The sequence below is a fragment of the Marinobacter xestospongiae genome, assembly GCF_023156385.1.
GTDB classification, from domain to species: Bacteria; Pseudomonadota; Gammaproteobacteria; order Pseudomonadales; family Oleiphilaceae; genus Marinobacter; species Marinobacter xestospongiae.
In genome coordinates this window covers 25,421-52,404 of sequence record NZ_JAKZAK010000026.1, presented here as the reverse complement: position 1 = coordinate 52,404, position 26,984 = coordinate 25,421, and the positions used below count along the sequence as shown (strand labels likewise).

Below are 26,984 nucleotides of genomic sequence, written 5' to 3'. Positions count from 1 at the left end.
ATGCGAGAGTAGGTCATCGTCAGGCTCTTAATACCGAAAACCCCAGCATCTTTGATGTTGGGGTTTTTTATTGCCTGAAAAAAGCATAGTGCGATAAAAAGGCCGTCTGCCACCGTTATCAGTCCACTTAACCAATCAAACCTAACAGGCACGAATTTCCAGAAATGCCAACGAGTTCTCTCTGATCCTGCATTGGCCTGAACGGCCTCTCTTCTCCTCTAACGGCAACAAACTGAAACCTTGTATGGCCCGAGCTGACACGGCGTTGTGACGTTGTCTCAGGCAATGTGAGGAAGCTGTCACAAACCATTTGATCAGGGCAGCGCGTACTGTTTGGGCTCCCATTGCCCGAACGCGCTGACCAACAGAGAAAAAAATAACAATACCAGGCCGGTCGACCAGAGACGCTCATTGCCAAACGACAAAGACAATAGCCATGCCGAAGGCGTGGACAGGCGAGGGAACGATGAACCGATCAATTTCACTTTTTGGCGGCCTGCTGGCCGGGATGCCCCTGTTGGCATCAGCGCAACTCCAGGCCATTTCGGATGAGGCCATGTCGGAAGTCACCGGACAGGCGTTTGTGTCTATCGATCGTCAGTATCACCCCGATGCCCAGAAGAACGTCGCTTATACCCGTGTGAATCTGGGACTGGATCTCGACGTCCAGCTAGAGGCGGATGTGCTGGAGCTAGGTCGCTATGAGCGCAATGGAGAGGAGGCGGGCACGTCCGATGTGCTGATAAACGACTTCGCGCTGGGCTATATCAACAACCAGGCCTACTTCGACAGAAACCCTGACGCACCTCGACAGCGTAAGGAGGATGGCTCTGCCTATGGCGAGGGCGAGATTGTTCCATTCTCAATCAGCAACCCATTTTTTGAGTTCGCTTTCGACGAGGGAACCGACGAAGTTGTCGGCGTGCGTCTTGGCTTCGGTGAGGCACAGGGAATTCTTTCCGGAAATATTCAAAACCTGACCGGTGACGTGAATGTCAACATCCAGGCTACTGGTGCGGATCTGGATGACGCTGATTCAAACGGAAATTGGGTCGACCAAGTTATCAAATTATTGGGGCCCATTATCCTTCGTCAGAATGCACTGCGAAGCAAGGCAAAGTTGGTTTATGGGCCGGGTCATCCACAGATGGGCGAACTCGATCCGGTGCGTGCGACACATGCAGGTGTGCCCAATGGTGAACGCTTCATTGTTGAAGATGTGCCGTTTTGGATTCGACTTGCGCTTGGCGCAATAGGTGGCGGCGCGAGTTCAGAGATTGAAATCATAGGTGATCAAGTTCACATCATCGCTTCTGACTGCAAGGTGATAGGCATTGAGGCCTGCTTCCCACTGACTAACTTTGAAAGCCTGGCCATTGGTCAGATTGAGGAAGTGAATGGAGAGCGTCGCGTTGTTGCTCCGGAATCCGGGCTGTTCCTGTCATTTCAGACCCAGCAGCTTGAATGGCTGAAAGATGTCTCTAAATCCAATCCGACCGTGGATGATTTTATCCGTACAGGAACCGGAGGATTCTTCAACATTCCTTCAGGGGCCGTGGAGTTCAGTCTCGGTGAGGCCTTGGGCGGGATCGACCGCTATCGGACCGAGTACATCGATCGAGGCCGGGGTCTTTTCTAGGGAGAGGAACAACCAGGGCAGCGCTGAAAAGCTGTCGTCGCAGGATGCCGTCGGATCGGATGTTTGCAGTCGGTGATAACCTCCAAAAGCCTTCGCGAAGACGTGCTGACCGGTCTCCGGGGGTGACTCTTCCGACGAAGAAAGGCGAGGTCCGATATGCTCCTCCCTGCTTGCCCGCAGAAACCTGAGGTATTGCCTGGCCCCAAGTGACAAACCTTTGTCACTTTTGGTCGGGCAATGTAAAAGACTGTCATAAATTGCCTGATCTATGACGACGCGCACAGCCTTGGGCGCATAATGCCCATAAAATCTGGTCAAGAACTGGGCAAAAACAATAGTAAACCAGTCGACCAGAGACACTCACTGCCAAACGACAATGACAATAACCACGCCGGTGGCGTGGCCAGGTGAGGCAAAGATGAACAAGCCAATCGCATTCTGCGGCTGTCTGCTGGCCAGCATGCCTCTGTTGGCATCTGCGGAGCTTCAGGCCATCTCGGACGAGGCCATGTCGGAAGTGACCGGGCAGGCGTTCGTATCGATCGACCGTCAGTACCATCCCGATCCTCAGGAAAATGTGGCCTATACCAGGGTTAACCTTGGTATGGATATCGATATTCAGACCAACGTTGATGTCTTGGAATTGGGTCGCTATGAGCGGGATGGCGAAAAGGCCGGCAGCTCAGATGTGCTGATCGAGGATTTTGCTCTGGGCTATATCAACAATCAGGCCTACTTCGATGACAACCCCAAAGCGCCTCGGCAACGTAAGCCCGATGGCTCGCGCTATGGAGAGGGTGAGATTGTCCCTTTCAGAATCCAGAACCCATTTCTTGAGTTTGCCTATGATGAGACCTCTGATGAGGTCGTCGGGTTTCGACTTGGTTTTGGAGAGTCCATGGGCGTTCTTTCTGGTCGCATCCAGTCTCTGACCGGTAATGTGAATGTAAACATTCTGGATCGAGGCGAAGGATTAAGGGATGCAGACTCTGATGGCAATTTCTTTGATCAGCTTATCGTGTTGCTGACACCGCTGCTTGAAGGCGGAAGCCCGTTGGAGACCAAAGCGCAATTGGTCTACGGCGAAGAGGGGCACCCTGACATCGGCTCGTTGGACCCTATTCGTGCGGAGCACATCGGTATCCCCGATGGGGAGCGTTTTGTACTGGAAAATGCCCGTGGGTTTACTCGTTGGTCATTGAAAAACCTCTTGGCTGATGGTTCGAGTTCAGAAATCGTTGTTCCCGATTGTACGTTTTGGAGTTGTGGGGCCGGTGATATCTATGTGTACGCAAAAGATTGCAGGGTTCTTGGCATTGACTCCTGTTTTGAGTTGGATATGTACAACAGCTTCGCGGTAGGCGAGCTGGGAGAAATTGATGGTGAGCGCCACGTAACAGGGCCCGTTGATGGCGCGTTCATCTCTTTCCAAACCAAGGATCTTGCCTGGCTGTCTGATGTGGCCAAGGGAAACCCCACGCCAGAGGACTTCGTTCGTGCCACCGCTGGCGCCTTCTTCAACATTCCCAACGGCGCCACAGAAGTGAATCTTAGCGAAGCACTACACGGAACCCAGCGTTATCGCAGTGAATACATCGACCGCGGTCGTGGACTCTTTTAGGGGAAAGCTATGCATCGTCACGGCGAGACCACTACAACCTTACACCAGTCTCCTTTCCTGAAAGCCGGGATCATTGCCTTGTGCGTCGCAGCTGGGCCGGCCGCGAAGGCAGAGCTTCAGGGGCTGACAGAGACAGAGCTCTCGGAGATTGATGGTGCCGGGATTGGTCTGGTACTGGAGGATTTCAAATTCGCCCACGGTACCGACGTTCAGAATGGCCGCGTCTTTAAGATTGGTGGAATTAAGAGTTCCCAAGGCGAAGACGTCGAAATTGTTGTCAACAAACTCTATATCTCAGGGTCGGGCAGTAATTACGGCCAGACCCTCGGCTCCGTTAATCTCGGGCGTTTGGTCAACCCCTTCACCATTGATGTGGTTGATGGCAACGACATTGGAGTTCAGGACAAGGCTGTACTCAGCATTGCAGCTCCAACCAAGGTCGCCGCGACGGAAGGCTATAACTGCATGGGTGGGGGCGGGGCTGGCAGTGGCGTATGCTCAAGCCGCCCTTCCACTGCGACCTTTGTTGGCGAACGCCCGGATATCGGTTTACAGATGAATGTGACCGTGGGGTCGAATCAGTCATCGAACCTTAATATCCACGCACAAAGTGCGGTGATCGATGGCAGCTACCTGAGGTTGTGGGGCGATAATGACCGGCGCCAGCTGGTGGGCCAGTTTAAACTCAATTTCTACACCCCGGAGCTGTCGATCAACGCGTGTGAACAGGACGGTACCAACTGTGGCTCCCGCATCCGAATGTCAGATTTTGCCCTGGAACTGGCTTTGGGGAACGAGTTCCAACCGATGTTTCTGGACGTGGATGGCAGCGGCAATTTTGTAGCTGAAATACAGGCGATCCAGAAACCTGCCCCGGGAACCATTGGCGCGGACGGTCTGCGTTCAAGCAGCGACCCGGCGACCTGGGACTTCTATAACGACTACTACACCAATCCGGAATACCGCAGCAATCTCACAATCGGTAACTTCTCTGTCGGTAACCGGGATTTCGGCTCTGCAAGAGTTGAAGGTATGTTGATCCAGCACCTTAAAATCCAAACCAAGGATCTGGCGCCATGACTGGACGGACTCTCAAGTACGCACGCTCAATACCGCTGGCGTTGGGGCTGGCCCTGGCGCCCCAGTTTGGCTCTGCCGAGTTGGCCAAGCTCGACGATGGCGCTTTGTCGGATGTGTCCGGGCAGGGAGGCATCTACCTTTCGGGGGATGTCAGCATCAACGAACTCGGCGGTCCGATTCGTAATGGCTACTTCGGTGGCTGTGAGGAAGTGGGTAAGAAATGTGGCGCCCGCGTTGCTTACCGGCTGAAAGAGGACGGCGGCTGGTTTGTGTTGGATGACATCCGCGGTAGCTTCGCTTTCGAGGGCCTGACCCTCAAGGTTCGCGAAATCAACGACGGCTTTGCCGGGGATGGTCAGCTGTTCAACCGGGAAGTGGTGGAGCTGGGGCTGCCCAATGTGGTGCGTTACAACGACGTCCAGTTCAAGTTGGCTGGCAGCAGCACTGCCCGTCCAACCGATCCCGGTTTCCAGCAGACTGACATCTTCTCGATTGAAATGCAGGGTGACGTCACGCTGGAAGGCAACCTGCTGGTCTTTCCAACCGGTAACCCTTAAGGAGAGGGCGCTATGGCACGACCAATGACTCAGACCCGGATCGCCTGTCTGACGCCAGTGCTCGGTGGCTGGTTGGGGCTTGCTGCCATGCCGGCCGTCGGCGAGCTGCAGAGCCTGGATGACTCGATGATGTCTTCCATCAGTGGCCAGGCCGGGGTAACCCTGGAGCTGGATCTGCAGACCACCGTCGATCGGCTTTCCTATTTTGATGATGGCAACGGTATCCACCTGGAGAACGTGCGCATTGGTTCTGCGACCGATCCCAATGGCGGTGCGTTCCACAAGATCGATCTGGACATTGAGGCCGACGGCAGCCTGAACCTCGGTTATCTGGTTGAAGACCGTCGCATCGAATTTGAGGACGTCACCCTGCCAGGCGCGCCCGGCGTGGGGATGGGCGGGTTGTTCTTTGATCACAACCTCCAGGGCACCTTCCGCCTCTCACCCGGTAGCACCCTTAGCCCGGATGGTTACACCTTCGACAGTGCCTACACCATGACCGGGGGGCGGATCGGTTATCGCACCAATGGTAACGAAGTATTTCTGGACGACATCACCATGGACGTCCAGGCCATGGGCGTGACCATGGACGTGGTGGGGGACCAGCTGCTGTTCACCACCCCGGAGCTGATTGGCAGTTACGAGGTTGGGGCAATTCGCTATTCCGACAATCCGCTCAATCACGGCTCGTCCACCGATGCCTCCACGGGCCTGGAATTGCCCTCCTACGGCGGCTTCAAGGGGGATTTCAACCTCTCCGGTGAAACCTACATCGGTGGCGGTGGCCGGGTTGGCCAGGAAGGTATCCGCATCGACTCCAACACCCAGATCAACAGTGCCAACTTCATCTACCTGGATGATGGCAATACCCTGGGGCTGAGGGACATCACCGGTCACTACAACCTTACCGACCTGCGGATTGATGTCGACAAGGACTGGAACGGCCGTGAGGCGCTGGCACTCTCCGTCGGCGGGCTGTCCGGGGCCTTCAACATCGGCCGCATTGAGCTGGGTAATCAGAACAAGAGTCTGGGGCGGCTGAATGTCAGCTTCCTGTTCCAGGATCAGGTCATTCGCGGTCAGAGCTACACCAACGCACTTTACCTGATGGGCGGAGGCCATGCTGACGCGGGTCCTCAGGGGCTGAGGCTGGGGGCCCAGTGGAGCCTTCAGCTCGCGGACTTCAGTTACACCGAGGACAACAACCGGGTGATCTTCAGCGGTTTGCAATCCTGGGGGCAGGGTGATGTGACCGTCAATGTGACCCGTGATGAAGTCCAGAACGGTACCCGTTTCTTTGACGGTTTGCGGGTTGGCTTTGAGGGTATCAAAGGTGGCTATCGTATCAATGGTCTGCGGGTTGGCGATGAGAACGCGCCGCTGCAGGGTGGTACCGAATTGCTGCTGGCGCTGGGTTTTTACCCGGCCTACGACTTTGAACTCGATGGCCATCTGACCCTGGGCGCCGGCGGTGCCAGCGGCGAGGGGCTGACCATCAATTCCGATGTGCAGATCCGGAACGGCAGTGCCGCCCTGATCGCCAATCCCTACGACGAAGGTGCCGGCGAGATCGCACAGACCGGTCTCTGGGTCAGCGACCTGAACTACGACATGCACATCCGTGACATGACCGTTGATGTGACCGACGAAGGTCTGGCGATCATCAAGGGCGAGGCCTGGAGTACCATGGATGTGGGCAACCTCCGGGTCGGTGACAAGTCCAGTGGCGCCAGTTTTGGTCGCTTTGTGGTGCAGAAATATGAAAAGGGCAGTTCGATGACTATCCTGCCCGGTGGCGCGGGCGATGTCTGCGCTGGTGGTATGGGGTCTGACGCGGCCAGCTGCGAGGCCTCCGGTGGCGTCTGGGAAACCCGGGGTGAGGAAGGTGTCACCGTTCGCATGAAGCATGTGTTGGCGCGGGCTGTGAGCGATACCCGCAAAAATGCCTTCACCTGGGAATCCAACCGTCAGCTGGACGGCAGCGGCAACCCCATCAACGATTCCGGCATGAAGCTGGTGTTGAATGACATCTACACCAGCGATGGCGGCGATTTTGATGGCGATGGGGTGGAAGACAACACCTACGGCATCCAGAGCGACATCGCAGTGGATGTCTATCAGACACGGGTGGTTAAGAAGGAGGACGGTGCCGACTCCCGCGGGGTTGTGGGTAACCGTGGAGACGAGCGGATCATGGATGCGGGTGCGCCGGAAGGCTATCGCTATGTGGCCAACCCGACCGCAGCGGACATGCAGAACCGTCCTCTGGGCTTTGCGGTGCAGGCCGAGGCCCGCTTCAAGGAACTCTCCATCAACAACATCGACCTGGTGCATCCGATCGGGGGTGCCCAAACCGCGGTCTATGGTGTCAAAATGCAAAACTTCGACATCAAGGCCAACCTGACCGCCACGCCCATCCAGTAGTGTGTTGACCAGACGCTCGCCCCGAGCGTCTGGTCCTTCCCTTCTTTGTTTTTTCCTGCTGCCTGGTGTTTAATCCGGCACTATCACTCGCTTGTTTTCCGGACCCTCTGTCCCATGAATCTAAAAGTACTTGTCGAATTGCTGTCGGATGGGCAGGTCCATTCCGGCGAATCCCTGGCCCAACGTCTGGGTATCAGCCGAACCGCGATCTGGAAGCAGCTTCGCAAGGCCCAGGAGCAGGGGGTGGAGATTGAGACCATTCGTGGTAAGGGCTATCGCCTGCAATCCCCCGTCGATCTACTGGATCACGATCGCATCTGTGCTGGGCTTGGCGATGGTCTGGCGCAACAGCTGCGGCTGATGGTGCTGGACGAGGTTGACTCCACCAACGCCGAAATTATGCGCCAGCGGCGCTTACCCGGGCAGGCGACGGGCACTCTGGTGTGTCTGGCGGATTGTCAGACCGCTGGCCGTGGACGACGTGGCAGGGCCTGGCAAAGCCCGAAGGGCGAGAACCTCTACATCAGCTTCGGGTTGGGCATTCGGGGCGGGTTCTCCGAGTTGGACGGTCTGAGTCTGGTGTTCGGTGTTGCGCTGGCGGAGGCGATTGAGAGTTTCGGCACCGGGCCCGTGCAATTGAAGTGGCCCAACGACGTCTATCACAACGGCAGCAAGCTGGGAGGCATTCTGATCGAGCTGCTTGGGGAGCTGGAGGAGGGCTTTATCCAGGTGGTGATTGGCATTGGCGTCAATGTCCATATGCACGAAGCGTCCGATGTTGATCAGGCCTGGACCAGTCTTGCTCGTGTCGCCCCTGAGCAGGAGTGGAACCGCAATGCTCTGGCAGCGGAGCTGGTGACTCGGGTGTTGGCTGCCAGTGAGGCCTTCCAGACGGAGGGCTTTGGCCGTTTCCACGAGCGTTGGTCTGACCGGGATCTGTTTCGGGGGCGGTCTTTGGTGACCACCCAGGGCCAACTGGTCGGTACTGGCTGTGGCATTGACCAGGACGGCAGCTACCTCGTTGAAGACGATGCCGGTAACCGGTCCCCGGTACGAGCCGGGGAGATTAGCTTGCGGATTGACGCATGAAGCTGTTTGTCGATATGGGCAATAGCCGGGTCAAATGGCGGTTGCGGGGCCGGAACACGGTTTTTGAAGGAGAGGGGACGATCGGTTCGGACTTGCTGTTCGCTGATCTGCCAGTGAATGGTAAGGGTATCAATCAGGTTGCCGTCAGCACGGTGGCTTCTGACCAGGGCCGGCGGCAGCTGGAGGAGCGGTTGCGACGGATCACTCCGGTGCCACCGGAGTATTTCTGGACTGAGTCACGGCGGCAGGGATTGGTCTGTGCCTATGATAGGCCGGAAACCATGGGTGCCGATCGTTGGCATGCGATGGTTGCTGCCCGTAGCCGAGTGAGCGGTGGGATTGCGGTTGTTGATGCTGGTAGCGCGGTCACGGTGGACTACGTGGCTGCGGATGGCCGTCATCTCGGTGGCTACATTCTGGCTGGACAGAATATGATGTACCGCGCCCTCAGCCAGGATGCCGCCCGTATTCATTTCGAGGGCCGGGTCCAGGGGGGCTCGGCACCAGGGACGTCCACCGCAGAATGTGTGCATCACGGGGTTGAGTGGCTGTGGCGGGGGATGGTTCAACAACTCAGGGAGGATGTGAGGACCTTGGGACTAGAAAAGGTGTTTATTACCGGTGGTGACTCGGATCGGCTGATCGGCTGTGGCTTGCAGGGAGAGTCTGTGCCCGGTCTGGTACTCGATGGGCTGGAGATTGTGGCCGCTGACGTCCGGGAAGATTGATTATGCGCTGGCTGGTGTTGATGTTGGTGCTGGGCAATCTGGGGCTCTGGTGGTTGTTCTCGGGGCCGGACGACGTTGAGCGTGATTCGGATGCGAGCGGGCGGTTGCCCCGGGTGTCCGAGCTGCAAACCGTGCCGCCGCCGTCGGCCGGTGAGAGTGACGTCGAAGCGCCGGAACCTGCGCACAGTGGCACCGGTACCGCGAATGAGGCGTCGGAGGTTGCGGTCGGCGATGTCCCTGGCGAAAGGCGGCAGGAGAGTGGGCCTGTAACGGAGGCTGATCCGGCGCTGGCGGAGATTCCGATCCCCGAGCCGAAGCCGGTCCAGCGCTACTGCTTCCGTCTGGGATGGTTCGACAGCGAGGAAGCCGCGCTTGCCCTGGCGGGCGATCTGAGCACTGTTGCCATCAGCGAGCCGGAGGTTGAGGCACAGGAGTTTGAGCAGCCGCCTCTACATTGGGTCATCATCCCACCCCGGTCGAGCCGGGACGCAGCGTTGGAACTGTTCCGCGATGTGCAGCGTCGAGGCGTTGATTCGTACCTGGTGACCCGTGGCGAGATGGAAAACGCGATCTCGTTGGGGCTGTTTGAATCCCGGGAATCCGCTGAGCGGGTCCTTGAGAAAAGAATTTCAGAAAATCTTCCGGCAGTACTGGAATTATTCCCCCGAAATCAGATACGATACGCGCTCGCTTTTGAGGCGGCCTATTCATCAGGTTCCCAGGAACTGGATCAGGCTCGGGCGAACTATGGGCACCAATTTGAATTGGTTGAAATAAATGGTTGTGAAGGTGTTGCAACCACGAAAAAAAGTCCGTAGTATGCTGCCCTCGCTGATGAGGCGAATGTGAGCTGGCGTAGCTCAGTTGGTAGAGCAGCTGACTTGTAATCAGCAGGTCGGGGGTTCGATTCCGTCCGCCAGCTCCACTTTAAGGTTTTGCGCAGCTTCGCGAAAACGAGGTTGTATTGGGAGGGGTTCCCGAGTGGCCAAAGGGATCAGACTGTAAATCTGACGGCTTCGCCTTCGCAGGTTCGAATCCTGCCCCCTCCACCACTTATTGCTTGCGGGCATCGTATAGTGGCTATTACCTCAGCCTTCCAAGCTGATGACGCGGGTTCGATTCCCGCTGCCCGCTCCAATTTGATGAAGTTTTAATGCTCATGTAGCTCAGTCGGTAGAGCACATCCTTGGTAAGGATGAGGTCACCGGTTCAATTCCGGTCATGAGCTCCATTATTTGTCCGGTCAACGTTTCGGTCATGGTTGATTAGGGAGATAGGTCGAATGTCCAAAGAAAAGTTTGAGCGTAGTAAGCCGCACGTCAACGTGGGCACCATTGGTCACGTTGACCATGGTAAAACCACTCTGACAGCTGCTCTGACTCGTGTGTGTCACGAAGTTTGGGGTACCGGTACTGCCAGTGCGTTCGACCAGATCGATAACGCTCCGGAAGAAAAGGCGCGTGGTATCACCATCGCGACTTCTCACGTTGAGTACGATTCTCCGATCCGTCACTACGCACACGTTGACTGCCCGGGCCACGCCGACTATGTGAAGAACATGATCACCGGTGCTGCCCAGATGGACGGTGCGATCCTGGTTTGCTCCGCAGCTGACGGCCCCATGCCGCAGACTCGTGAGCACATCCTGCTGTCCCGTCAGGTTGGTGTTCCGTACATCGTCGTGTTCCTGAACAAGGCCGACATGGTCGACGACGAAGAGCTGCTGGAACTGGTTGAGATGGAAGTTCGTGATCTGCTGAGCCAGTACGACTTCCCGGGTGACGACACTCCGATCATCACCGGTTCCGCGCTGATGGCGCTGGAAGGCAAAGACGACAACGAGATGGGTACTACCGCTGTTAAGAAGCTGGTAGAAGCTCTGGATGACTACATTCCTGAGCCGGAGCGTGCGATCGATCAGCCGTTCCTGATGCCGATCGAGGACGTCTTCTCCATCTCCGGTCGTGGTACTGTGGTAACCGGTCGTGTTGAGCGTGGCATCATCAAGGTTGGTGACGAAGTGGAAATCGTGGGTATCCGCGAGACCACCAAGACCACCTGTACTGGTGTTGAGATGTTCCGCAAGCTGCTGGACGAAGGCCGTGCCGGTGAGAACGTTGGTGTTCTGCTGCGTGGTACCAAGCGTGACGACGTTGAGCGTGGTCAGGTTCTGGCGGTGCCGGGTTCCATCAACCCGCACACCAAGTTCGAGTGCGAAGTGTACGTTCTGAGCAAGGACGAGGGTGGTCGTCACACTCCGTTCTTCAAGGGCTACCGTCCGCAGTTCTACTTTCGGACCACTGACGTGACCGGTTCCTGTGAGCTGCCGGAAGGCGTTGAAATGGTAATGCCGGGTGATAACGTCAAGATGGACGTTACTCTGATCGCTCCGATCGCGATGGAAGAAGGTCTGCGCTTCGCCATCCGTGAAGGCGGCCGTACCGTTGGTGCCGGCGTTGTTGCTAAGATTGTAGAGTAAGAATAGAGTGAGCGGCCCTTTCGGGCTGCTCTTCTTTGTAGTGAGTGCACTGAGTTTTCGGTGCAGGCCAGTAGCTCAATTGGCAGAGCAGCGGTCTCCAAAACCGCAGGTTGGGGGTTCGATTCCCTCCTGGCCTGCCATTTCACAACATCCGGATACATAAGCTGATTCCTATGGAGTCAAAAGCTGATAGCTCAACCGGTCGCTTCGATGCGATGAAGTGGCTGGTTGTTTTCGTTCTGATTGCCGTTGGTGTAGTGGGTAATCAGTATTTCAACGCCGAGTCATTGCTGTATCGTGTTCTCGCCCTTGTTGTTCTTGCGATGGTTGCGGCCTTTGTGGCTTTGCAGACCGATCGCGGGCGCCGTTTTGCTACCCTGCTGAAAGAAGCTCGCGTCGAGATTCGGAAGGTGGTTTGGCCGACCCGGCCAGAGCTCATTCAAACTACGGCGATCGTAGTTGTGTTTGTGCTGGTGGTGGCGCTGCTGCTTTGGGGTATGGACTCGTTTATCAGTTTTCTGGTTTCCGGTTTTATTGGTTAACAGGGGTGTGCAATGGCTAAGCGCTGGTACGTTGTTCATGCGTATTCGGGTTTCGAAAAGCATGTAATGCGCACTCTGAAAGAGCGGGTTGCCCTGAACGGCATGGAAGACCTGTTCGGCGATATTCTCGTGCCCACCGAAGAAGTGGTGGAAATGCGCGACGGTAAAAAGCGCAAGAGTGAGCGCAAATTCTATCCTGGTTATGTTCTCGTCCAGATGGAGATGGAGGACGCCACCTGGCACTTGGTGAAAGATACGCCTAAGGTGCTTGGTTTTATTGGTGGCACCAAGGAGAAGCCGGCTCCGATTACCGAGAAAGAGGCTGAGGCTATTCTGAATCGGGTTGAGAGTGGTGTCGATAAGCCCAAGCCGAAAACGTTGTTCGAGCCGGGCGAGATTGTACGCGTTATTGAAGGTCCCTTTGCAGACTTCAATGGCGTTGTGGAGGAAGTTGACTACGACAAGAGTCGGGTCAAGGTTGCGGTTCTGATTTTCGGTCGTTCCACTCCGGTTGAGCTGGAGTTCGGGCAGGTCGAAAAAGACTGAGCCGTAGCGGATCAGGCAAAAGCTCGCGCACCATGGTGACGCGGGCTTTTTGTGTCTGGTCCTTATGTTATTAAACCCATGGGGAGCCGAGAGGCGTTCGAACCCAAAGGAGTGAATCATGGCAAAGAAGATTGAAGCGTACATCAAGCTTCAGGTTGCTGCCGGTCAGGCCAACCCGAGTCCCCCCGTTGGTCCTGCGCTGGGTCAGCACGGTGTAAACATCATGGAATTCTGTAAGGCGTTCAATGCCCAGACTCAGGGCATGGAGCCGGGCCTGCCGATTCCGACGGTGATCACCGTATACAGCGATCGCAGCTTCACCTTTATCACCAAGACTCCGCCTGCCGCCGTTCTGCTGAAGAAGGCTGCCGGTCTGAAGAGTGGTTCTGCCCGTCCGAACACCGACAAAGTTGGTACCGTGACCCGCGCTCAGCTGGAAGAAATTGCCACCACCAAAGAGCCGGACCTGACTGCTGCCGATATGGACGCAGCGGTTCGTACCATCGCCGGAACTGCCCGCAGCATGGGCCTGAACGTGGAGGGCCTGTAACATGGCAAAGCTGAGCAAGCGTCAAAAGCTGATCCGTGAAAAAGTCGAAGCCGGTCGTGTTTACTCCGTGGAAGATGCGGTTGCTGTGCTGGTTGAGCTGGGCCAGAGCGTTAACTTTCAGGAGTCTCTGGACGTTGCCGTTAACCTCGGTGTTGACGCGCGTAAATCAGACCAGGTTGTTCGTAGCAGCACCGTTCTGCCGAACGGCACTGGCAAGACCGTTCGCGTAGCGGTATTCACCCAGGGTGCCAATGCCGAGAAAGCCACCGCCGCTGGCGCGGACGTGGTTGGCATGGACGATCTGGCTGAAGAAGTTAAGAAAGGCAACATGGACTTTGACGTGGTCATCGCCACTCCGGACGCCATGCGTGTTGTTGGTCAGCTGGGTCAGATCCTGGGCCCGCGTGGCCTGATGCCGAACCCGAAAGTTGGCACCGTAACCCCGGACGTTGAGACTGCGGTCAAGAATGCCAAGGCTGGTCAGGTTCGTTACCGGACTGACAAGAACGGCATTATCCACGCTCCGCTGGGTAACGTTGAATTCTCTGCCGATGCGATCAAGCAGAACCTTGAAGCGCTGCTGGCAGACCTGAAAAAGGCCAAGCCTGCGTCGTCGAAAGGCGTTTACCTGAAGAAGGTAACCCTGTCGACCACAATGGGACCTGGCCTGGCTATCGATCAGAGCGGTCTGAACATCTGATCCCTGATTCGGTAGGCACTTTGTAGTTTTGGCGGAAGCCAAGGCTGTCAAAGACCGCAGGCCCCCGAGGTCACCGGCAACGGTGGCCACAAGGGTTAAAGCAACGCCTGCGCAGACGGTGTGATGACGTTCTCTGAACCCATACACCGTTAGGGGCCCGCAAGGGCAATGATGGGTTTGCCGGTCGTTCCGACTGGCGAAATCAAGGAGAAATCCAGTGGCAATTAGACTCGAAGACAAGAAGGCGATCGTCGCTGAAGTCAACGAGACTGCTGGTAATGCTCTGTCTGTGGTTCTGGCCGACTACCGTGGTGTCACTTCCGGTGACATGACGGCGCTTCGTGCCAAGGCTCGTGCCGAAAACGTCAATCTGAAGGTTGTTCGTAACAACCTGGCGAAGATTGCGATTCGCGGCACTGAGTTCGAGTGCATCGACGAAGCTCTGGTAGGTCCGACTATTCTGGCGTTTTCTATGGAAGATCCGGGTGCCGCAGCGCGCCTGTTGAAGGATTTTGCCAAAGAAAACGAGGCGTTTGAGATCAAGGCCCTGGCCGTCGGCGGTGAGCTGATGGGCGCGGAGCAGATCGATCGCCTAGCGAAGCTGCCAACCCTCCACGAGGCGTTGACCAAGCTGGCCGTGGTTACACAGGCACCGATTACCAAGCTCGCACGCAGCCTGAACGATATTCCGGGCAGGATTACGCGTGTGATCGCTGCAGTCCGCGACGAGAAGCGCGACGCAGCTTGATTCTGTTGAACACCCTACACATTTTACATTGGAGAAAGTCATGGCTCTGTCAAAAGACGATATTCTGAATGCAATTGCTGAAATGAGCGTAATGGACGTTGTTGAACTCGTTGAAGCAATGGAAGAGAAGTTCGGCGTTTCCGCTGAAGCTGCTGTTGCCGCTGCTCCGGCTGCTGCCGGTGGCGATGCTGCTGCCGCTGAAGAAAAGACCGAGTTCGACGTGGTTCTGACCGGTGCTGGTGAGAAGAAAGTAAACGTCATCAAGGCCGTTCGTGAGCTGACCGGTCTGGGTCTGAAAGAAGCTAAGGAAATGGTCGACGGCGCACCTTCCACCATCAAGGAAGCTGCTGCTAAAGACGAAGCTGAAGAAGCCAAGAAGAAGCTTGAGGAAGCAGGCGCTTCCGTTGAGCTCAAGTAATAGCGGGTTTCTGAACGCTACCGTGCGATAAGCATGGACGGGCTGGCGGCCCTGGGCCGCCGGCCTTTTTCTGTTGTATATGCTATACAGCGTTGCAGCGGAATTGGTTTGAGGGCCCTCGTGTCCCTAACAACCTACAGCCAGAGTCTTGTTCAAGACGGCGCAGTATGCCGAGCAACTCGGCCCCGAAGCAAAACAATGGTTGCTTCTTGATACCAGGTATCAGGTCTAAAGCTGGGGAATGCAGATGACTTACTCCTACACTGAGAAAAAGCGGATTCGCAAAGACTTTAGTAAATTGCCTTCCGTGATGGATGTCCCCTATTTGCTGTCTATTCAGCTGGATTCATATCGGGACTTCCTGCAAATGGAAGCGGCTGCGGAAGCGCGCCAGGAAACTGGCCTGCACGCAGCGTTCAAATCCGTATTCCCGATTGCCAGTTATTCTGGCAACGCGGCGCTCGAATACGTGAGTTATCGCATTGGCGAGCCGGTGTTCGACGTCAAGGAATGCCAGCTTCGGGGTGTGACCTACGCAGCGCCGTTGCGGGTGAAAGTCCGCTTGATCATTTATGACAAGGAATCGTCCAACAAGGCGATCAAGGACATCAAGGAACAGGAAGTCTACATGGGCGAAATGCCCCTGATGACAGAGAACGGTACCTTTATTGTCAACGGTACCGAGCGGGTGATTGTCTCCCAGCTGCACCGTTCCCCGGGTGTGTTCTTTGATCATGACAAGGGTAAGACCCACTCTTCCGGCAAGCTGCTCTACTCCGCGCGGGTGATTCCTTACCGTGGTTCCTGGTTGGACTTCGAGTTCGATCCCAAGGATTCCGTGTTCGTACGGATCGACCGTCGCCGGAAGCTGCCTGCCTCCATTCTGCTGCGTGCCATCGGTTACACGTCAGAGCAGATGCTGGAGATGTTCTTCGAGACGTCCAAGTTTACGATTGGCGAAACCGTCAGCAAGCTGGAGCTGGTGCCGAGCCGTCTGCGTGGTGACATCGCCACCTTTGACATCAAAGACAATGAAGGTGAAGTCATTGTTGAGGAAGGCCGCCGGGTTACCGCGCGGCATATCCGTCAGCTCGAGAAAGCCGGCATCACTGAACTGGAAGTGCCGTCCGAGTATCTCTATGGTCGCGTCATCGCGCGTGACATGGTCGATACCAAGAGCGGTGAGGTTCTGGTTGAGTGCAATACCGAAATTACTGAAGACGTCCTCACCAAGCTGCTGGACGCCGGTATCACCGAGCTTGAGACCCTGTACACCAATGATCTGGACTGCGGTCCGTTCATGTCTGACACCCTGCGCATTGATCCTACCCGCTCGCCGCTTGAGGCGCTGGTAGAAATCTATCGCATGATGCGCCCGGGTGAGCCGCCTACCAAAGAGTCGGCTGAAAATCTGTTTACCAATCTGTTCTTCTCCGACGAGCGTTACGACCTGTCTGGTGTGGGCCGCATGAAGCTCAACCGTCGTCTGGGTCGTGAGGAGAGCACCGGTCCGGGCACGCTGACCAACGAAGACATCATCGATGTCCTCAAGACTCTGATCAACATCCGTAACGGTCAGGGTAACGTCGACGATATCGATAACCTGGGCAACCGCCGTATCCGCTCTGTGGGCGAGATGGCCGAAAACCAGTTCCGTGTTGGCCTGGTACGGGTTGAGCGTGCAGTACGTGAGCGTCTGAGCCTGGCCGAAAGCGAAGGCCTGATGCCGCAGGACCTGATCAACGCCAAGCCGGTTGCGGCTGCCGTTAAAGAGTTCTTCGGCTCCAGTCAGCTGTCCCAGTTCATGGACCAGAACAACCCGCTGTCCGAGGTTACTCACAAGCGTCGTGTGTCTGCTCTTGGGCCGGGTGGTCTGACTCGTGAGCGTGCCGGCTTTGAGGTGCGGGACGTGCATCCGACCCATTACGGTCGGGTCTGTCCAATCGAGACGCCGGAAGGGCCGAACATCGGTCTGATCAACTCGCTGGCAACCTACTCCCGGACCAACTCCTACGGTTTCCTGGAGAGTCCGTACCGCAAAGTGGTTGATGGCCAGGTAACCGATGAGATCGCCTATCTGTCGGCCATTGAGGAAAGCAACTACGTCATCGCCCAGGCCAGTGCCGCGGTGGATGAGAATGGTCGCCTGGCGGATGAGCTGGTTACGGTTCGTCACCTCAACGAATTCACCGTGACGCCGCCGGAAAACGTTACCTTCATGGACGTTTCTCCGCGTCAGGTTGTTTCGGTTGCGGCCTCACTGATTCCGTTCCTGGAGCACGATGATGCCAACCGCGCCCTGATGGGTGCGAACATGCAGCGTCAGGCTGTGCCCACCCTGCGCGCCGACAAGCCGCTGGTTGGTACCGGCATTGAGCGTATTGTGGCGCAGGACTCCGGTGTCTGTGTGACCGCCCGTCGTGGCGGTGTGATCGAGAGCGTTGATGCGGCTCGTATCGTGGTGCGTGTCAATGACGCCGAGACCGAAGCCGGTGACGCTGGTGTGGATATTTACAACCTCACCAAGTACACCCGCTCCAACCAGAACACCTGCATCAACCAGCGTTCCATCGTGAAGCAGGGCGATGAGATTGCCCGCGGTGACGTGCTCGCCGACGGTCCGTCTGTGGATCTGGGCGAACTGGCCCTGGGTCAGAACATGCGCATCGCGTTCATGCCTTGGAACGGTTACAACTTTGAGGATTCCATCCTGGTCTCCGAGAAAGTTGTGCAGGAAGACCGCTTTACCACGATCCACATTCAGGAACTGACCTGTGTGGCCCGTGACACCAAGCTGGGCAGTGAGGAAATCACCGCTGATATTCCGAACGTGGGTGAGAGTGCCCTGTCCAAGCTGGATGAATCCGGCATTGTCTACATCGGCGCCGAAGTCGGCCCGGGTGACATCCTGGTGGGTAAAGTGACGCCGAAGGGTGAGACCCAGCTGACGCCGGAAGAGAAGCTGCTGCGTGCGATCTTCGGTGAGAAAGCCTCGGATGTGAAGGACACCTCCGCGCGGGTATCGACCGGTACCCGGGGTACCGTCATCGACGTCCAGGTCTTTACCCGTGATGGTATCGAGAAGGACCAGCGTGCCCAGTCCATCGAGAAAGAGCAGCTGGACAAGTACCGCAAGGACCTGAAAGACGAGTACCGCATTGTTGAAGGTGCCACTTACGAGCGTCTGATGAACGCCCTCAAGGGTCAGGAGATCCTCAGTGGTCCGGGCCTGAAGAAAGGCGCCACGCTGGAAGAGAGCTATCTGGCCGAGCTGCCGCGGGATGACTGGTTCAAGCTGCGTCTGAAAGACGAGCCGCTGAACGAACTGCTGGAGAAATCCGAGCAGAGCCTGGAAGACCGCAAGAAGGAGCACGAGCAGCGTTTTGAAGACAAGAAGCGCAAGCTCCAGCAGGGCGATGACCTGGCGCCGGGCGTACTGAAGATCGTCAAGGTCTACCTGGCCATCAAGCGTCGCATCCAGCCGGGTGACAAGATGGCGGGTCGTCACGGTAACAAGGGTGTTATCTCCGCGGTCATGCCGATCGAGGACATGCCGTACGATGAGCTGGGCAACCCGGTCGATGTGGTGCTCAACCCGCTGGGTGTTCCTTCCCGGATGAACGTTGGTCAGGTGCTGGAAACTCACCTGGGCGCTGCCGCCAAGGGCCTGGGCGTCAAGATCAACGCGATGCTGGAAGCACAGCGCAAGGTCGCCGAAATTCGCGAACTGCTGGCTGAGATCTATAATCACAGTGACGAGGTGTCTGCGGTTCAGCTTGAGAGCCTCAGCGATTCCGAGATCCTGGAGCTGGCGGACAACCTGCGTGGCGGTGTGCCGATGGCAACGGCCGTGTTCGATGGTGCCAAGGAAGCTGAGGTCAAGCGTATGCTTGAGCTGGCGGACATGGACACCAGCGGTCAGGTAACGCTGTACGATGGCCGCACCGGCGATCAGTTCGACCGCCCGGTGACTGTTGGCTACATGTACATGCTCAAGCTCAACCACCTCATCGATGACAAGATGCACGCCCGTTCCACCGGCTCCTACAGCCTGGTGACCCAGCAGCCGCTGGGTGGTAAGGCGCAGTTTGGTGGTCAGCGCTTCGGGGAGATGGAAGTGTGGGCACTGGAAGCATACGGTGCCGCCTACACCCTGCAGGAAATGCTTACCGTCAAATCTGATGATGTGAACGGTCGGACCAAGATGTACAAGAACATCGTGGATGGCGACCATCGTATGGAACCGGGCATGCCCGAGTCCTTCAATGTTCTTGTCAAGGAAATCCGCTCGCTGGGTATCGACATCGAGTTGGAATCCGACTGAGCCGAATTGTTTTGGCAGCGTGAGCGGGCACCGTCGGTGCCCGCCCGAGATTAACGCCATCCGGAGCTGTTACTGATGAAAGATTTGCTGAATCTTCTCAAGAACCAGAACCAAAAGCAGGAATTTGATGCCATCCGTATTGGCCTGGCATCGCCGGACATGATCCGTTCCTGGTCTTTTGGTGAGGTTAAAAAGCCTGAAACCATTAACTACCGTACCTTCAAGCCGGAGCGTGACGGTCTGTTCTGCGCCAAGATTTTTGGCCCGATCAAGGACTACGAGTGCCTGTGCGGTAAGTACAAGCGCCTGAAGCATCGGGGTGTGATCTGTGAAAAGTGCGGCGTTGAAGTCGCTCTGGCCAATGTTCGCCGTGAGCGGATGGGCCACATCGAGCTGGCCAGCCCGGTTGCCCACATCTGGTTCCTGAAGTCACTGCCGTCCCGTATCGGCTTGATGCTGGACATGACCCTGCGGGACATCGAGCGGGTCCTGTACTTCGAATCGTTCATCGTGATCGATCCCGGCATGACCACGCTGGAGCGTGGCCAGCTGCTGAACGATGAGCAGTACTTCGAGGCATTGGAAGAGTTCGGTGACGAATTCGATGCCCGCATGGGTGCCGAGGCCGTCAAGGCCCTGCTGGAAGACATTGATCTGAACGCCGAAATTGAGACCCTGCGGGAAGAGATTCCGCAGACCAATTCTGAGACCAAGATCAAGAAGTTCAGCAAGCGGCTGAAAATCCTCGAGGCCTTTGCCAACTCCGGCAACCGCCCTGGCGACATGATCATGACCGTGCTGCCGGTACTGCCGCCGGATCTGCGTCCGCTGGTTCCGCTGGACGGTGGCCGCTTCGCCACCTCCGACCTGAACGATCTGTATCGTCGGGTGATCAACCGGAACAACCGTCTCAAGCGCCTGCTGGAGCTGAACGCACCGGACATCATCGTGCGCAACGAAAAGCGGATGCTGCAGGAAGCGGTCGACGCCCTGCTGGATAACGGTCGTCGCGGTCGGGCCATCACTGGCACCAACAAGCGCCCGCTGAAATCCCTGGCTGACATGATCAAGGGTAAACAGGGTCGTTTCCGTCAGAACCTGCTGGGTAAGCGGGTGGATTACTCTGGCCGTTCGGTCATCGTGGTTGGTCCTTATCTTCGTCTGCACCAGTGTGGTCTGCCGAAGAAGATGGCGCTGGAGCTGTTCAAACCGTTCATCTTTGCCAAGCTTGAGCATCGTGGCCTAGCCACCACCATCAAGGCGGCCAAGAAGATGGTCGAGCGCGAAGAGGCGGTGGTTTGGGATATCCTCGATGAGGTTATCCGCGAGCATCCGATCATGCTGAACCGGGCGCCGACCCTGCACCGTCTGGGTATCCAGGCGTTCGAGCCGGTACTGATCGAAGGTAAGGCCATCCAGCTGCACCCGCTGGTCTGTGCGGCCTACAACGCCGACTTCGACGGTGACCAGATGGCGGTACACGTACCGCTGACCCTGGAAGCTCAGCTCGAAGCGCGGGCACTGATGATGTCCACCAACAACGTGCTGTCGCCGGCTAACGGCGAGCCGATCATCGTGCCTTCCCAGGACGTGGTTCTGGGGCTGTACTACATGACCCGTGAGCGCAAGAACGCTCTGGGTGAAGGCATGGTCTTTGCCGACACCAAGGAAGTTCACCGCGCCTACGGTGCCAAGAAAGTCGATCTGCAGGCCAGAATCAAGGTTCGTATCCGCGAAGTCAGCGTCAGCGAAGAAGGTGAGAGCACCGAGTCCAGCAATCTGGTGGAAACCACCGTTGGTCGTGCGCTGCTGTTTGATATCGTGCCTGACGGTATGCCGTTTGAGATCGTCAACAAGCCGATGGTGAAGAAGGCGATCTCCAACCTGATCAACGTCTGCTACCGCACCGTGGGTCTGAAGGAATCGGTCATCTTTGCGGATCAGCTGATGTACACCGGTTTCCACTACGCCACCGTGTCCGGCACCTCCATTGGTGTTAACGACTTCGAAATTCCGCCCGAGAAATACGAAATGGTCGAGGCTGCGGAAGGCGAAGTTAAGGAAATCGAGTCCCAGTACGCGTCCGGTCTGCTGACCCAGGGCGAGAAGTACAACAAGGTGATCGATATCTGGTCCCGCGCCAACGACAAGGTGTCGAAGGCAATGATGGAGCGCCTGGCGAAAGAGCCGGTGTTCGGTCCAGATGGTGAGGTTGTTGTCGACGAAAACGGCGAGGAAGTGACTCAGGAGTCCTTCAACTCGGTTTACATGATGGCCGACTCCGGCGCCCGGGGCTCTGCGGCGCAGATCCGTCAGCTGGCGGGGATGCGGGGCCTGATGGCCAAGCCGGATGGCTCCATCATCGAGACGCCGATCACCGCGAACTTCCGTGAAGGTCTGAACGTACTGCAGTACTTCATCTCCACTCACGGTGCCCGTAAGGGTCTGGCGGATACCGCACTGAAGACGGCGAACTCCGGTTATCTGACCCGTCGTCTGGTAGACGTATCCCAGGATTTGGTTGTTACCGAGAACGATTGTGGTACCGAAGAAGGTCTGCTGATGACGCCGCACATTGAAGGCGGCGACGTGGTTGTGCCTCTGGGCGACCGGGTGCTGGGTCGGGTTACTGCGCGTGACGTGTTCACGCCAACCGACAAAGAGAACGCGGTGGTACCGGCTGGCACCCTGCTGGATGAGAAGACCATCGAAATGGTCGAGCGCGCGGGTGTGGATGAGATCTGGGTTCGCTCAGCGATCACCTGTGACACCAAGCACGGTGTCTGTTCCCAGTGCTACGGCCGCGATCTGGCCCGTGGCCACTTGGTCAACGTTGGTGAGGCGGTCGGTGTTATTGCTGCCCAGTCCATCGGTGAGCCGGGTACCCAGCTCACCATGCGTACCTTCCACATCGGTGGTGCGGCGAGCCGGGCTTCAGCGGTAGACAACATTCAGGTCAAGCACGGTGGTACCGTTCGCCTGCATAACCTGAAGTCGATCGAGAAGAACGACGGCAGCCTGGTTGTGGTTTCCCGTTCCTCCGCGCTGGCGGTTGCTGATGAGCAGGGCCGTGAGCGTGAGTGGTACAAGCTTCCGTACGGTGCGGTGCTGTCCGTCAAGCATGGCGATGCAGTCGACGCCGGCGTCGTGGTGGCGAAGTGGGATCCCCACACTCACCCGATCATCGCCGAGGGTGCGGGTACTGCGAAGTTTGTTGGCATGGACCAGGGCATTACTGTCCGCACCCAGACCGACGAGCTGACTGGCCTGTCCACCGTTCAGGTGATCGATCCGAAGGAGCGTCCTGCGGCGGGTAAGGACATTCGTCCGATGGTGCAGGTGCTTGACGAAAATGGCGAAGAAGTGGTGCTGCCAGGCGGAAGTCCGGCCCAGTACTTCCTGCCGGCCAACGCCCTGATCACCCTCAGTGACGGCGGTAAGGTCGAGCTGGGTGACGTGGTTGCGCGTATTCCGCAGGAAAGCTCGAAGACCCGGGACATCACCGGTGGTCTGCCACGGGTTGCCGATCTGTTCGAGGCTCGTCGTCCGAAGGAGCCGTCCATCCTGGCCGAGATCACCGGTATGGTGTCATTCGGCAAGGAGACCAAAGGTAAGAAGCGTCTGGTGATCACGCCGAAGGATGGCGACCCGTATGAGGTGCTGATTCCAAAATGGCGCCAGCTCAACGTGTTCGAAGGTGAGACCGTTGAGAAGGGTGAGGTGATCTCTGATGGTCCGTCCAACCCCCATGACATCCTGCGACTGCTGGGTGTGGTGGAGCTGGCGAAGTACATCACCAACGAGATCCAGGACGTTTACCGTCTGCAGGGTGTTGTCATCAACGATAAACACATTGAGGTTATCGTCCGCCAGATGCTACGCAAGGTCGAGATCACCAGCCCGGGCGATACCGAGCTGCTGTCCGGCGATCAGGTGGAGTACAACCAGTTTATCGAAGCCAATGACAAGGCCGAGGCTGAGGACAAGGAACCGGCGAAGTGCGAGCGTCTGCTGCTGGGTATCACCAAGGCATCGCTGGCGACCGAGTCCTTTATCTCTGCAGCGTCGTTCCAGGAAACCACCCGGGTACTGACCGAAGGTGCGGTGACTGGCAAGCGTGATTACCTGCGCGGCCTGAAGGAAAACGTGGTAGTGGGTCGTCTGATCCCGGCCGGTACTGGCCTGGCCTACCACAATGAGCGTCGTCGCAAGCGTGACCTGGAAGAGCAGGGCGTAACTGCCGAGGACGTGGTTGAAGCGCTGAGTGCAGAGCTCAACCGCTAACTGCCGGAATCTACGGATCCGGTAGTTGGTCAAAAAGGAATCAGTCTTCTTGACTGACCTGGGGCGCAGGCTTACACTTGCGTCCCTTAATTTTACCCCCGCTCGCTCGGGGGTAAGTTTCATTGATTAGGTTTATTGGAGTTTGCTTACATGGCAACGATTAACCAGTTGGTACGTAAGCCTCGTAAACGCAAGGTGGCCAAGAGTGACGTTCCGGCCCTGCAGGCTTGCCCGCAGCGTCGTGGCGTATGCACCCGTGTCTACACCACCACGCCAAAGAAGCCGAACTCAGCACTCCGTAAAGTGTGCCGTGTTCGTCTGACCAACGGCTACGAGGTTTCCTCTTACATTGGTGGTGAAGGTCACAACCTTCAGGAGCACAGCGTTGTACTGATCCGTGGCGGTCGAGTAAAAGACCTTCCGGGTGTGCGCTATCACACTGTTCGCGGAACACTGGACACCCAGGGTGTACAGAACCGTAAGCAGGGCCGCTCCAAGTACGGTGCTAAACGACCCAAGTCCTGATATCCCTCGCGGGTGTCTTTTATCGTTGCCATGTCTGATGGTGATATGTGAAACGGTAAGAGTAAGGCTGAGTAGCATCTGCTATCTCAGGGGTTCCTGAAGACCTTTTGTTTATTGAGGGCTTATCGATGCCTAGAAGAAGAGTTGCAGCTAAACGGGAAATCATCCCGGATCCCAAGTTCGGTAGCCAGCGTCTGGCCAAGTTCATCAACCACGTGATGGAGTCTGGCAAGAAGTCTGTGGCTGAGCGCATTGTTTATGGCGCGCTTGATATTGTTGCCGACAAGTCCAAGGAAGAGCCGATCGACATGTTCGAGAAGGCCCTGGAAAACATCCAGCCGATGGTTGAGGTTAAGTCCCGTCGTGTGGGTGGTGCTACCTACCAGGTGCCGGTAGAAGTACGGCCTTCCCGTCAGAACGCGCTGGCCATGCGCTGGCTCGTTGAATTCTCACGGAAGCGTGGTGAGAAGTCCATGGCTCAGCGTCTGGCAGGTGAAATCCTGGACGCCGTAGAGAGCAAGGGCGCCGCCGTTAAGAAGCGTGAAGACGTTCACCGCATGGCAGAAGCCAACAAGGCTTTCTCCCACTTCCGTTTCTAATTATTTGAGGTTCATACAGTGGCACGTACGACTCCTATCAAGCGCTATAGAAATATCGGGATTTGCGCGCACGTAGATGCGGGTAAAACCACGACCACCGAGCGGATTCTGTACTATACCGGCCGTAGCCATAAAATGGGTGAAACCCATGACGGTGCGTCAACAACTGACTGGATGGCCCAGGAGCAGGAGCGTGGTATTACCATTACCTCCGCAGCCGTGACTACGTTCTGGCAGGGCATGGACAAGCAGTTCGAGAAGCACCGGGTAAACATCATCGACACCCCTGGGCACGTTGACTTCACGATTGAGGTTGAGCGCTCTCTGCGGGTGTTGGATGGCGCTGTGGTTGTCTTCTGCGCATCCTCCGGTGTTGAGCCGCAGTCTGAAACGGTATGGCGTCAGGCTAACAAGTACGAAGTCCCGCGGATGGTTTTTGTCAACAAGATGGACCGTGCCGGGGCCAACTTCCTGCGCGTTGTTGACCAGATCAAGAACCGTCTGGGTGCGACGCCAGTACCCATTCAGTTGCCGATCGGTGCCGAAGACGAGTTCCAGGGCGTTGTGGATCTGATCCGCATGAAGGCCATCTACTGGAATGAAGATGACGCCGGTATGACTTACGAGGAGAAGGACATTCCTGCCGAAATGCAGGATGAGTGCGACTCCTACCGTGAGCAAATGGTTGAGGCAGCAGCCGAAGCCAGCGAAGAGCTGATGGAAAAGTACCTCGAAGGCGGTGAGCTCACCAACGACGAGGTCAAACAGGCTCTGCGTCAGCGTACCCTGGCCAATGAAATCGTTCTGGCAACCTGTGGTTCGGCGTTCAAGAACAAGGGCGTTCAGGCGGTTCTGGATGCAGTTGTTGAGTTTCTGCCGGCTCCTGATGAGGTTAAGGCGATTCGCGGTGAGGTTGATGAGGACGGTACGGAAGAGACTCGTCCTGTTGATGATGACGCTCCATTTGCAGCTCTGGCCTTCAAAATTGCTACTGACCCATTTGTGGGTACTCTGACGTTCTTCCGGGTTTACTCCGGCAAGATGGAGTCCGGTAACGCGGTCTTTAACTCTGTGAAGGGTAAAAAAGAGCGTATCGGTCGTATGGTGCAAATGCACGCCAACGATCGAGAGGAGATCAAAGAAGTTCTTGCTGGCGATATCGCTGCCGCAATTGGACTTAAGAATGTCACCACCGGTGATACGCTGTGCGACGAAAATGCCAAGATTATTCTTGAGCGTATGGAGTTTCCCGAGCCGGTTATCTCTGTGGCAGTTGAGCCGAAGTCCAAGGCCGATCAGGAGAAGATGGGTATTGCGCTTGGCAAGCTGGCTCAGGAAGATCCGTCTTTCCGTGTTCGCACTGACGAAGAATCCGGTCAGACCATCATCTCCGGTATGGGTGAGCTTCACCTGGACATTATCGTCGACCGTATGCGTCGTGAGTTCAAGGTTGAGGCCAATATTGGTAAGCCGCAGGTGGCCTATCGTGAGTGCATCCGCAAGCCGGCCGACGTTGAAGGTAAGTTTGTTCGTCAGTCCGGTGGTCGTGGTCAGTACGGTCACGTCAAGGTCAAGCTTGAGCCGCTGCCGCTGGATGACGATACCGAGAACTTCATCTTCGTGAATGAGATCGTTGGTGGTGTGGTTCCGAAGGAATACATCCCGGCGGTCCAGCAGGGTATCGAGGAGCAGATGCAGAACGGCTGTCTGGCCGGCTATCCGCTGCTTGGTATCAAGGCCACTCTGTACGATGGCTCCTACCACGATGTGGACTCCAACGAAATGGCGTTCAAGATCGCAGGTTCCATGGCCATGAAGCAGGGTGCTCTGGAAGCCAGCCCGGCACTGCTTGAGCCGATCATGAAAGTCGAGGTCGTTACCCCGGAAGATTATATGGGTGACGTCGTTGGTGACCTGAACCGTCGTCGTGGCGTGATTCAGGGTATGGATGAGAACCCCTCCGGTAAGCTTATCCGGGCTGAGGTTCCGCTGGCGGAGATGTTCGGTTACGCCACCGATCTGCGTTCCGCAACGCAGGGTCGGGCGTCTTACTCCATGGAGTTCTCCGGTTACTCGGAGGCGCCTTCGAACATTGCCGACGCAATCATTAAAAAGGGTTGATACCCGGACT

General features: G+C 56.8%; 20 protein-coding genes and 5 tRNA genes. All 25 read left to right on the top strand.

Annotated elements, in window-relative coordinates:
* Positions 1-466 precede the first annotated feature (466 nt).
* The 25 genes from MLD24_RS17515 to fusA all read left to right on the top strand — a co-directional run bounded on the left by MLD24_RS17515 (position 467) and on the right by fusA (position 26,974).
* Complete coding sequence (locus MLD24_RS17515) at positions 467-1,639, top strand: DUF6160 family protein (RefSeq protein WP_248168339.1); 1,173 nt, start codon at positions 467-469, stop codon at positions 1,637-1,639.
* 418 nt (positions 1,640-2,057) lie between these two features.
* The gene (locus tag MLD24_RS17510; RefSeq protein ID WP_248168337.1) at positions 2,058-3,260 is read left to right on the top strand and encodes a DUF6160 family protein; all 1,203 of its coding nucleotides are present in this window, start codon (positions 2,058-2,060) and stop codon (positions 3,258-3,260) included.
* Positions 3,261-3,269: 9 nt separating this feature from the next.
* Positions 3,270-4,340 carry a hypothetical protein gene (locus MLD24_RS17505; RefSeq protein WP_227172549.1) on the top strand — a complete coding sequence of 357 codons (1,071 nt, stop codon included), beginning with the start codon at positions 3,270-3,272 and terminating at the stop codon, positions 4,338-4,340.
* On the top strand, positions 4,337-4,897 hold the full coding sequence (locus MLD24_RS17500; protein ID WP_248168335.1) for a DUF6160 family protein: 561 nt from the start codon (positions 4,337-4,339) through the stop codon (positions 4,895-4,897). Before MLD24_RS17505 ends, MLD24_RS17500 begins: the two co-directional genes overlap by 4 nt.
* Positions 4,898-4,909: 12 nt before the next feature.
* Positions 4,910-7,321 (top strand): DUF6160 family protein, encoded by a 2,412-nt coding sequence (locus tag MLD24_RS17495; protein WP_248168334.1) that lies wholly within the window; start codon positions 4,910-4,912, stop codon positions 7,319-7,321.
* Positions 7,322-7,435: 114 nt separating this feature from the next.
* The gene (locus MLD24_RS17490; protein WP_248168332.1) at positions 7,436-8,410 is read left to right on the top strand and encodes a biotin--[acetyl-CoA-carboxylase] ligase; all 975 of its coding nucleotides are present in this window, start codon (positions 7,436-7,438) and stop codon (positions 8,408-8,410) included.
* Positions 8,407-9,138 (top strand): type III pantothenate kinase, encoded by a 732-nt coding sequence (locus MLD24_RS17485; protein WP_248168330.1) that lies wholly within the window; start codon positions 8,407-8,409, stop codon positions 9,136-9,138. Before MLD24_RS17490 ends, MLD24_RS17485 begins: the two co-directional genes overlap by 4 nt.
* Before the next feature lie 2 nt (positions 9,139-9,140).
* Positions 9,141-9,956 (top strand): SPOR domain-containing protein, encoded by an 816-nt coding sequence (locus MLD24_RS17480; protein ID WP_248168328.1) that lies wholly within the window; start codon positions 9,141-9,143, stop codon positions 9,954-9,956.
* 31 nt (positions 9,957-9,987) lie between these two features.
* Positions 9,988-10,063, top strand: a tRNA-Thr gene (locus MLD24_RS17475).
* A 42-nt stretch (positions 10,064-10,105) separates the two neighbouring features.
* A tRNA-Tyr gene (locus MLD24_RS17470) sits at positions 10,106-10,190 on the top strand.
* A 10-nt stretch (positions 10,191-10,200) separates the two neighbouring features.
* Positions 10,201-10,275 (top strand) — tRNA-Gly (locus MLD24_RS17465).
* 18 nt (positions 10,276-10,293) lie between these two features.
* Positions 10,294-10,369 (top strand) — tRNA-Thr (locus MLD24_RS17460).
* Positions 10,370-10,420: 51 nt separating this feature from the next.
* On the top strand, positions 10,421-11,617 hold the full coding sequence (gene tuf, locus MLD24_RS17455; protein ID WP_227172533.1) for an elongation factor Tu: 1,197 nt from the start codon (positions 10,421-10,423) through the stop codon (positions 11,615-11,617).
* 64 nt (positions 11,618-11,681) lie between these two features.
* Positions 11,682-11,757 (top strand) — tRNA-Trp (locus MLD24_RS17450).
* A gap of 33 nt (positions 11,758-11,790) precedes the next feature.
* Entirely contained in the window at positions 11,791-12,159 is a 369-nt protein-coding gene (gene secE / locus MLD24_RS17445; RefSeq protein WP_227172543.1) for a preprotein translocase subunit SecE, read from the top strand.
* A 12-nt stretch (positions 12,160-12,171) separates the two neighbouring features.
* On the top strand, positions 12,172-12,705 hold the full coding sequence (nusG, locus tag MLD24_RS17440) for a transcription termination/antitermination protein NusG (protein WP_248168325.1): 534 nt from the start codon (positions 12,172-12,174) through the stop codon (positions 12,703-12,705).
* Positions 12,706-12,823: 118 nt separating this feature from the next.
* Entirely contained in the window at positions 12,824-13,255 is a 432-nt protein-coding gene (gene rplK, locus MLD24_RS17435) for a 50S ribosomal protein L11 (RefSeq protein ID WP_227172541.1), read from the top strand.
* A 1-nt stretch (position 13,256) separates the two neighbouring features.
* Positions 13,257-13,955, top strand: a complete 699-nt coding sequence (gene rplA / locus MLD24_RS17430) for a 50S ribosomal protein L1 (RefSeq protein ID WP_227172540.1) — start codon at positions 13,257-13,259, stop codon at positions 13,953-13,955.
* Between the two features lie 217 nt (positions 13,956-14,172).
* Complete coding sequence (gene rplJ / locus MLD24_RS17425; RefSeq protein WP_227172539.1) at positions 14,173-14,703, top strand: 50S ribosomal protein L10; 531 nt, start codon at positions 14,173-14,175, stop codon at positions 14,701-14,703.
* 40 nt (positions 14,704-14,743) lie between these two features.
* Entirely contained in the window at positions 14,744-15,121 is a 378-nt protein-coding gene (gene rplL / locus MLD24_RS17420; protein WP_227172538.1) for a 50S ribosomal protein L7/L12, read from the top strand.
* A 247-nt stretch (positions 15,122-15,368) separates the two neighbouring features.
* On the top strand, positions 15,369-19,445 hold the full coding sequence (gene rpoB / locus MLD24_RS17415) for a DNA-directed RNA polymerase subunit beta (RefSeq protein WP_227172537.1): 4,077 nt from the start codon (positions 15,369-15,371) through the stop codon (positions 19,443-19,445).
* A 75-nt stretch (positions 19,446-19,520) separates the two neighbouring features.
* Positions 19,521-23,729 (top strand): DNA-directed RNA polymerase subunit beta', encoded by a 4,209-nt coding sequence (rpoC, locus tag MLD24_RS17410; RefSeq protein WP_248168323.1) that lies wholly within the window; start codon positions 19,521-19,523, stop codon positions 23,727-23,729.
* A gap of 150 nt (positions 23,730-23,879) precedes the next feature.
* Positions 23,880-24,254, top strand: a complete 375-nt coding sequence (gene rpsL / locus MLD24_RS17405) for a 30S ribosomal protein S12 (protein WP_008174844.1) — start codon at positions 23,880-23,882, stop codon at positions 24,252-24,254.
* A 128-nt stretch (positions 24,255-24,382) separates the two neighbouring features.
* Positions 24,383-24,853, top strand: a complete 471-nt coding sequence (gene rpsG / locus MLD24_RS17400) for a 30S ribosomal protein S7 (protein ID WP_227172535.1) — start codon at positions 24,383-24,385, stop codon at positions 24,851-24,853.
* A gap of 18 nt (positions 24,854-24,871) precedes the next feature.
* On the top strand, positions 24,872-26,974 hold the full coding sequence (gene fusA / locus MLD24_RS17395; RefSeq protein ID WP_248168321.1) for an elongation factor G: 2,103 nt from the start codon (positions 24,872-24,874) through the stop codon (positions 26,972-26,974).
* The last annotated feature ends 10 nt before the right edge of the window (positions 26,975-26,984 follow it).

Coding starts and splice junctions, on each gene's coding strand:
- MLD24_RS17515 (WP_248168339.1), top strand. CDS start 467: ATGAACCGATCAATTTCACTTTTTGGCGGCCTGCTGGCCGGGATGCCC.
- MLD24_RS17510 (WP_248168337.1), top strand. CDS start 2,058: ATGAACAAGCCAATCGCATTCTGCGGCTGTCTGCTGGCCAGCATGCCT.
- MLD24_RS17505 (WP_227172549.1), top strand. CDS start 3,270: ATGCATCGTCACGGCGAGACCACTACAACCTTACACCAGTCTCCTTTC.
- MLD24_RS17500 (WP_248168335.1), top strand. CDS start 4,337: ATGACTGGACGGACTCTCAAGTACGCACGCTCAATACCGCTGGCGTTG.
- MLD24_RS17495 (WP_248168334.1), top strand. CDS start 4,910: ATGGCACGACCAATGACTCAGACCCGGATCGCCTGTCTGACGCCAGTG.
- MLD24_RS17490 (WP_248168332.1), top strand. CDS start 7,436: ATGAATCTAAAAGTACTTGTCGAATTGCTGTCGGATGGGCAGGTCCAT.
- MLD24_RS17485 (WP_248168330.1), top strand. CDS start 8,407: ATGAAGCTGTTTGTCGATATGGGCAATAGCCGGGTCAAATGGCGGTTG.
- MLD24_RS17480 (WP_248168328.1), top strand. CDS start 9,141: ATGCGCTGGCTGGTGTTGATGTTGGTGCTGGGCAATCTGGGGCTCTGG.
- tuf (WP_227172533.1), top strand. CDS start 10,421: ATGTCCAAAGAAAAGTTTGAGCGTAGTAAGCCGCACGTCAACGTGGGC.
- secE (WP_227172543.1), top strand. CDS start 11,791: ATGGAGTCAAAAGCTGATAGCTCAACCGGTCGCTTCGATGCGATGAAG.
- nusG (WP_248168325.1), top strand. CDS start 12,172: ATGGCTAAGCGCTGGTACGTTGTTCATGCGTATTCGGGTTTCGAAAAG.
- rplK (WP_227172541.1), top strand. CDS start 12,824: ATGGCAAAGAAGATTGAAGCGTACATCAAGCTTCAGGTTGCTGCCGGT.
- rplA (WP_227172540.1), top strand. CDS start 13,257: ATGGCAAAGCTGAGCAAGCGTCAAAAGCTGATCCGTGAAAAAGTCGAA.
- rplL (WP_227172538.1), top strand. CDS start 14,744: ATGGCTCTGTCAAAAGACGATATTCTGAATGCAATTGCTGAAATGAGC.
- rpoB (WP_227172537.1), top strand. CDS start 15,369: ATGACTTACTCCTACACTGAGAAAAAGCGGATTCGCAAAGACTTTAGT.
- rpoC (WP_248168323.1), top strand. CDS start 19,521: ATGAAAGATTTGCTGAATCTTCTCAAGAACCAGAACCAAAAGCAGGAA.
- rpsL (WP_008174844.1), top strand. CDS start 23,880: ATGGCAACGATTAACCAGTTGGTACGTAAGCCTCGTAAACGCAAGGTG.
- rpsG (WP_227172535.1), top strand. CDS start 24,383: ATGCCTAGAAGAAGAGTTGCAGCTAAACGGGAAATCATCCCGGATCCC.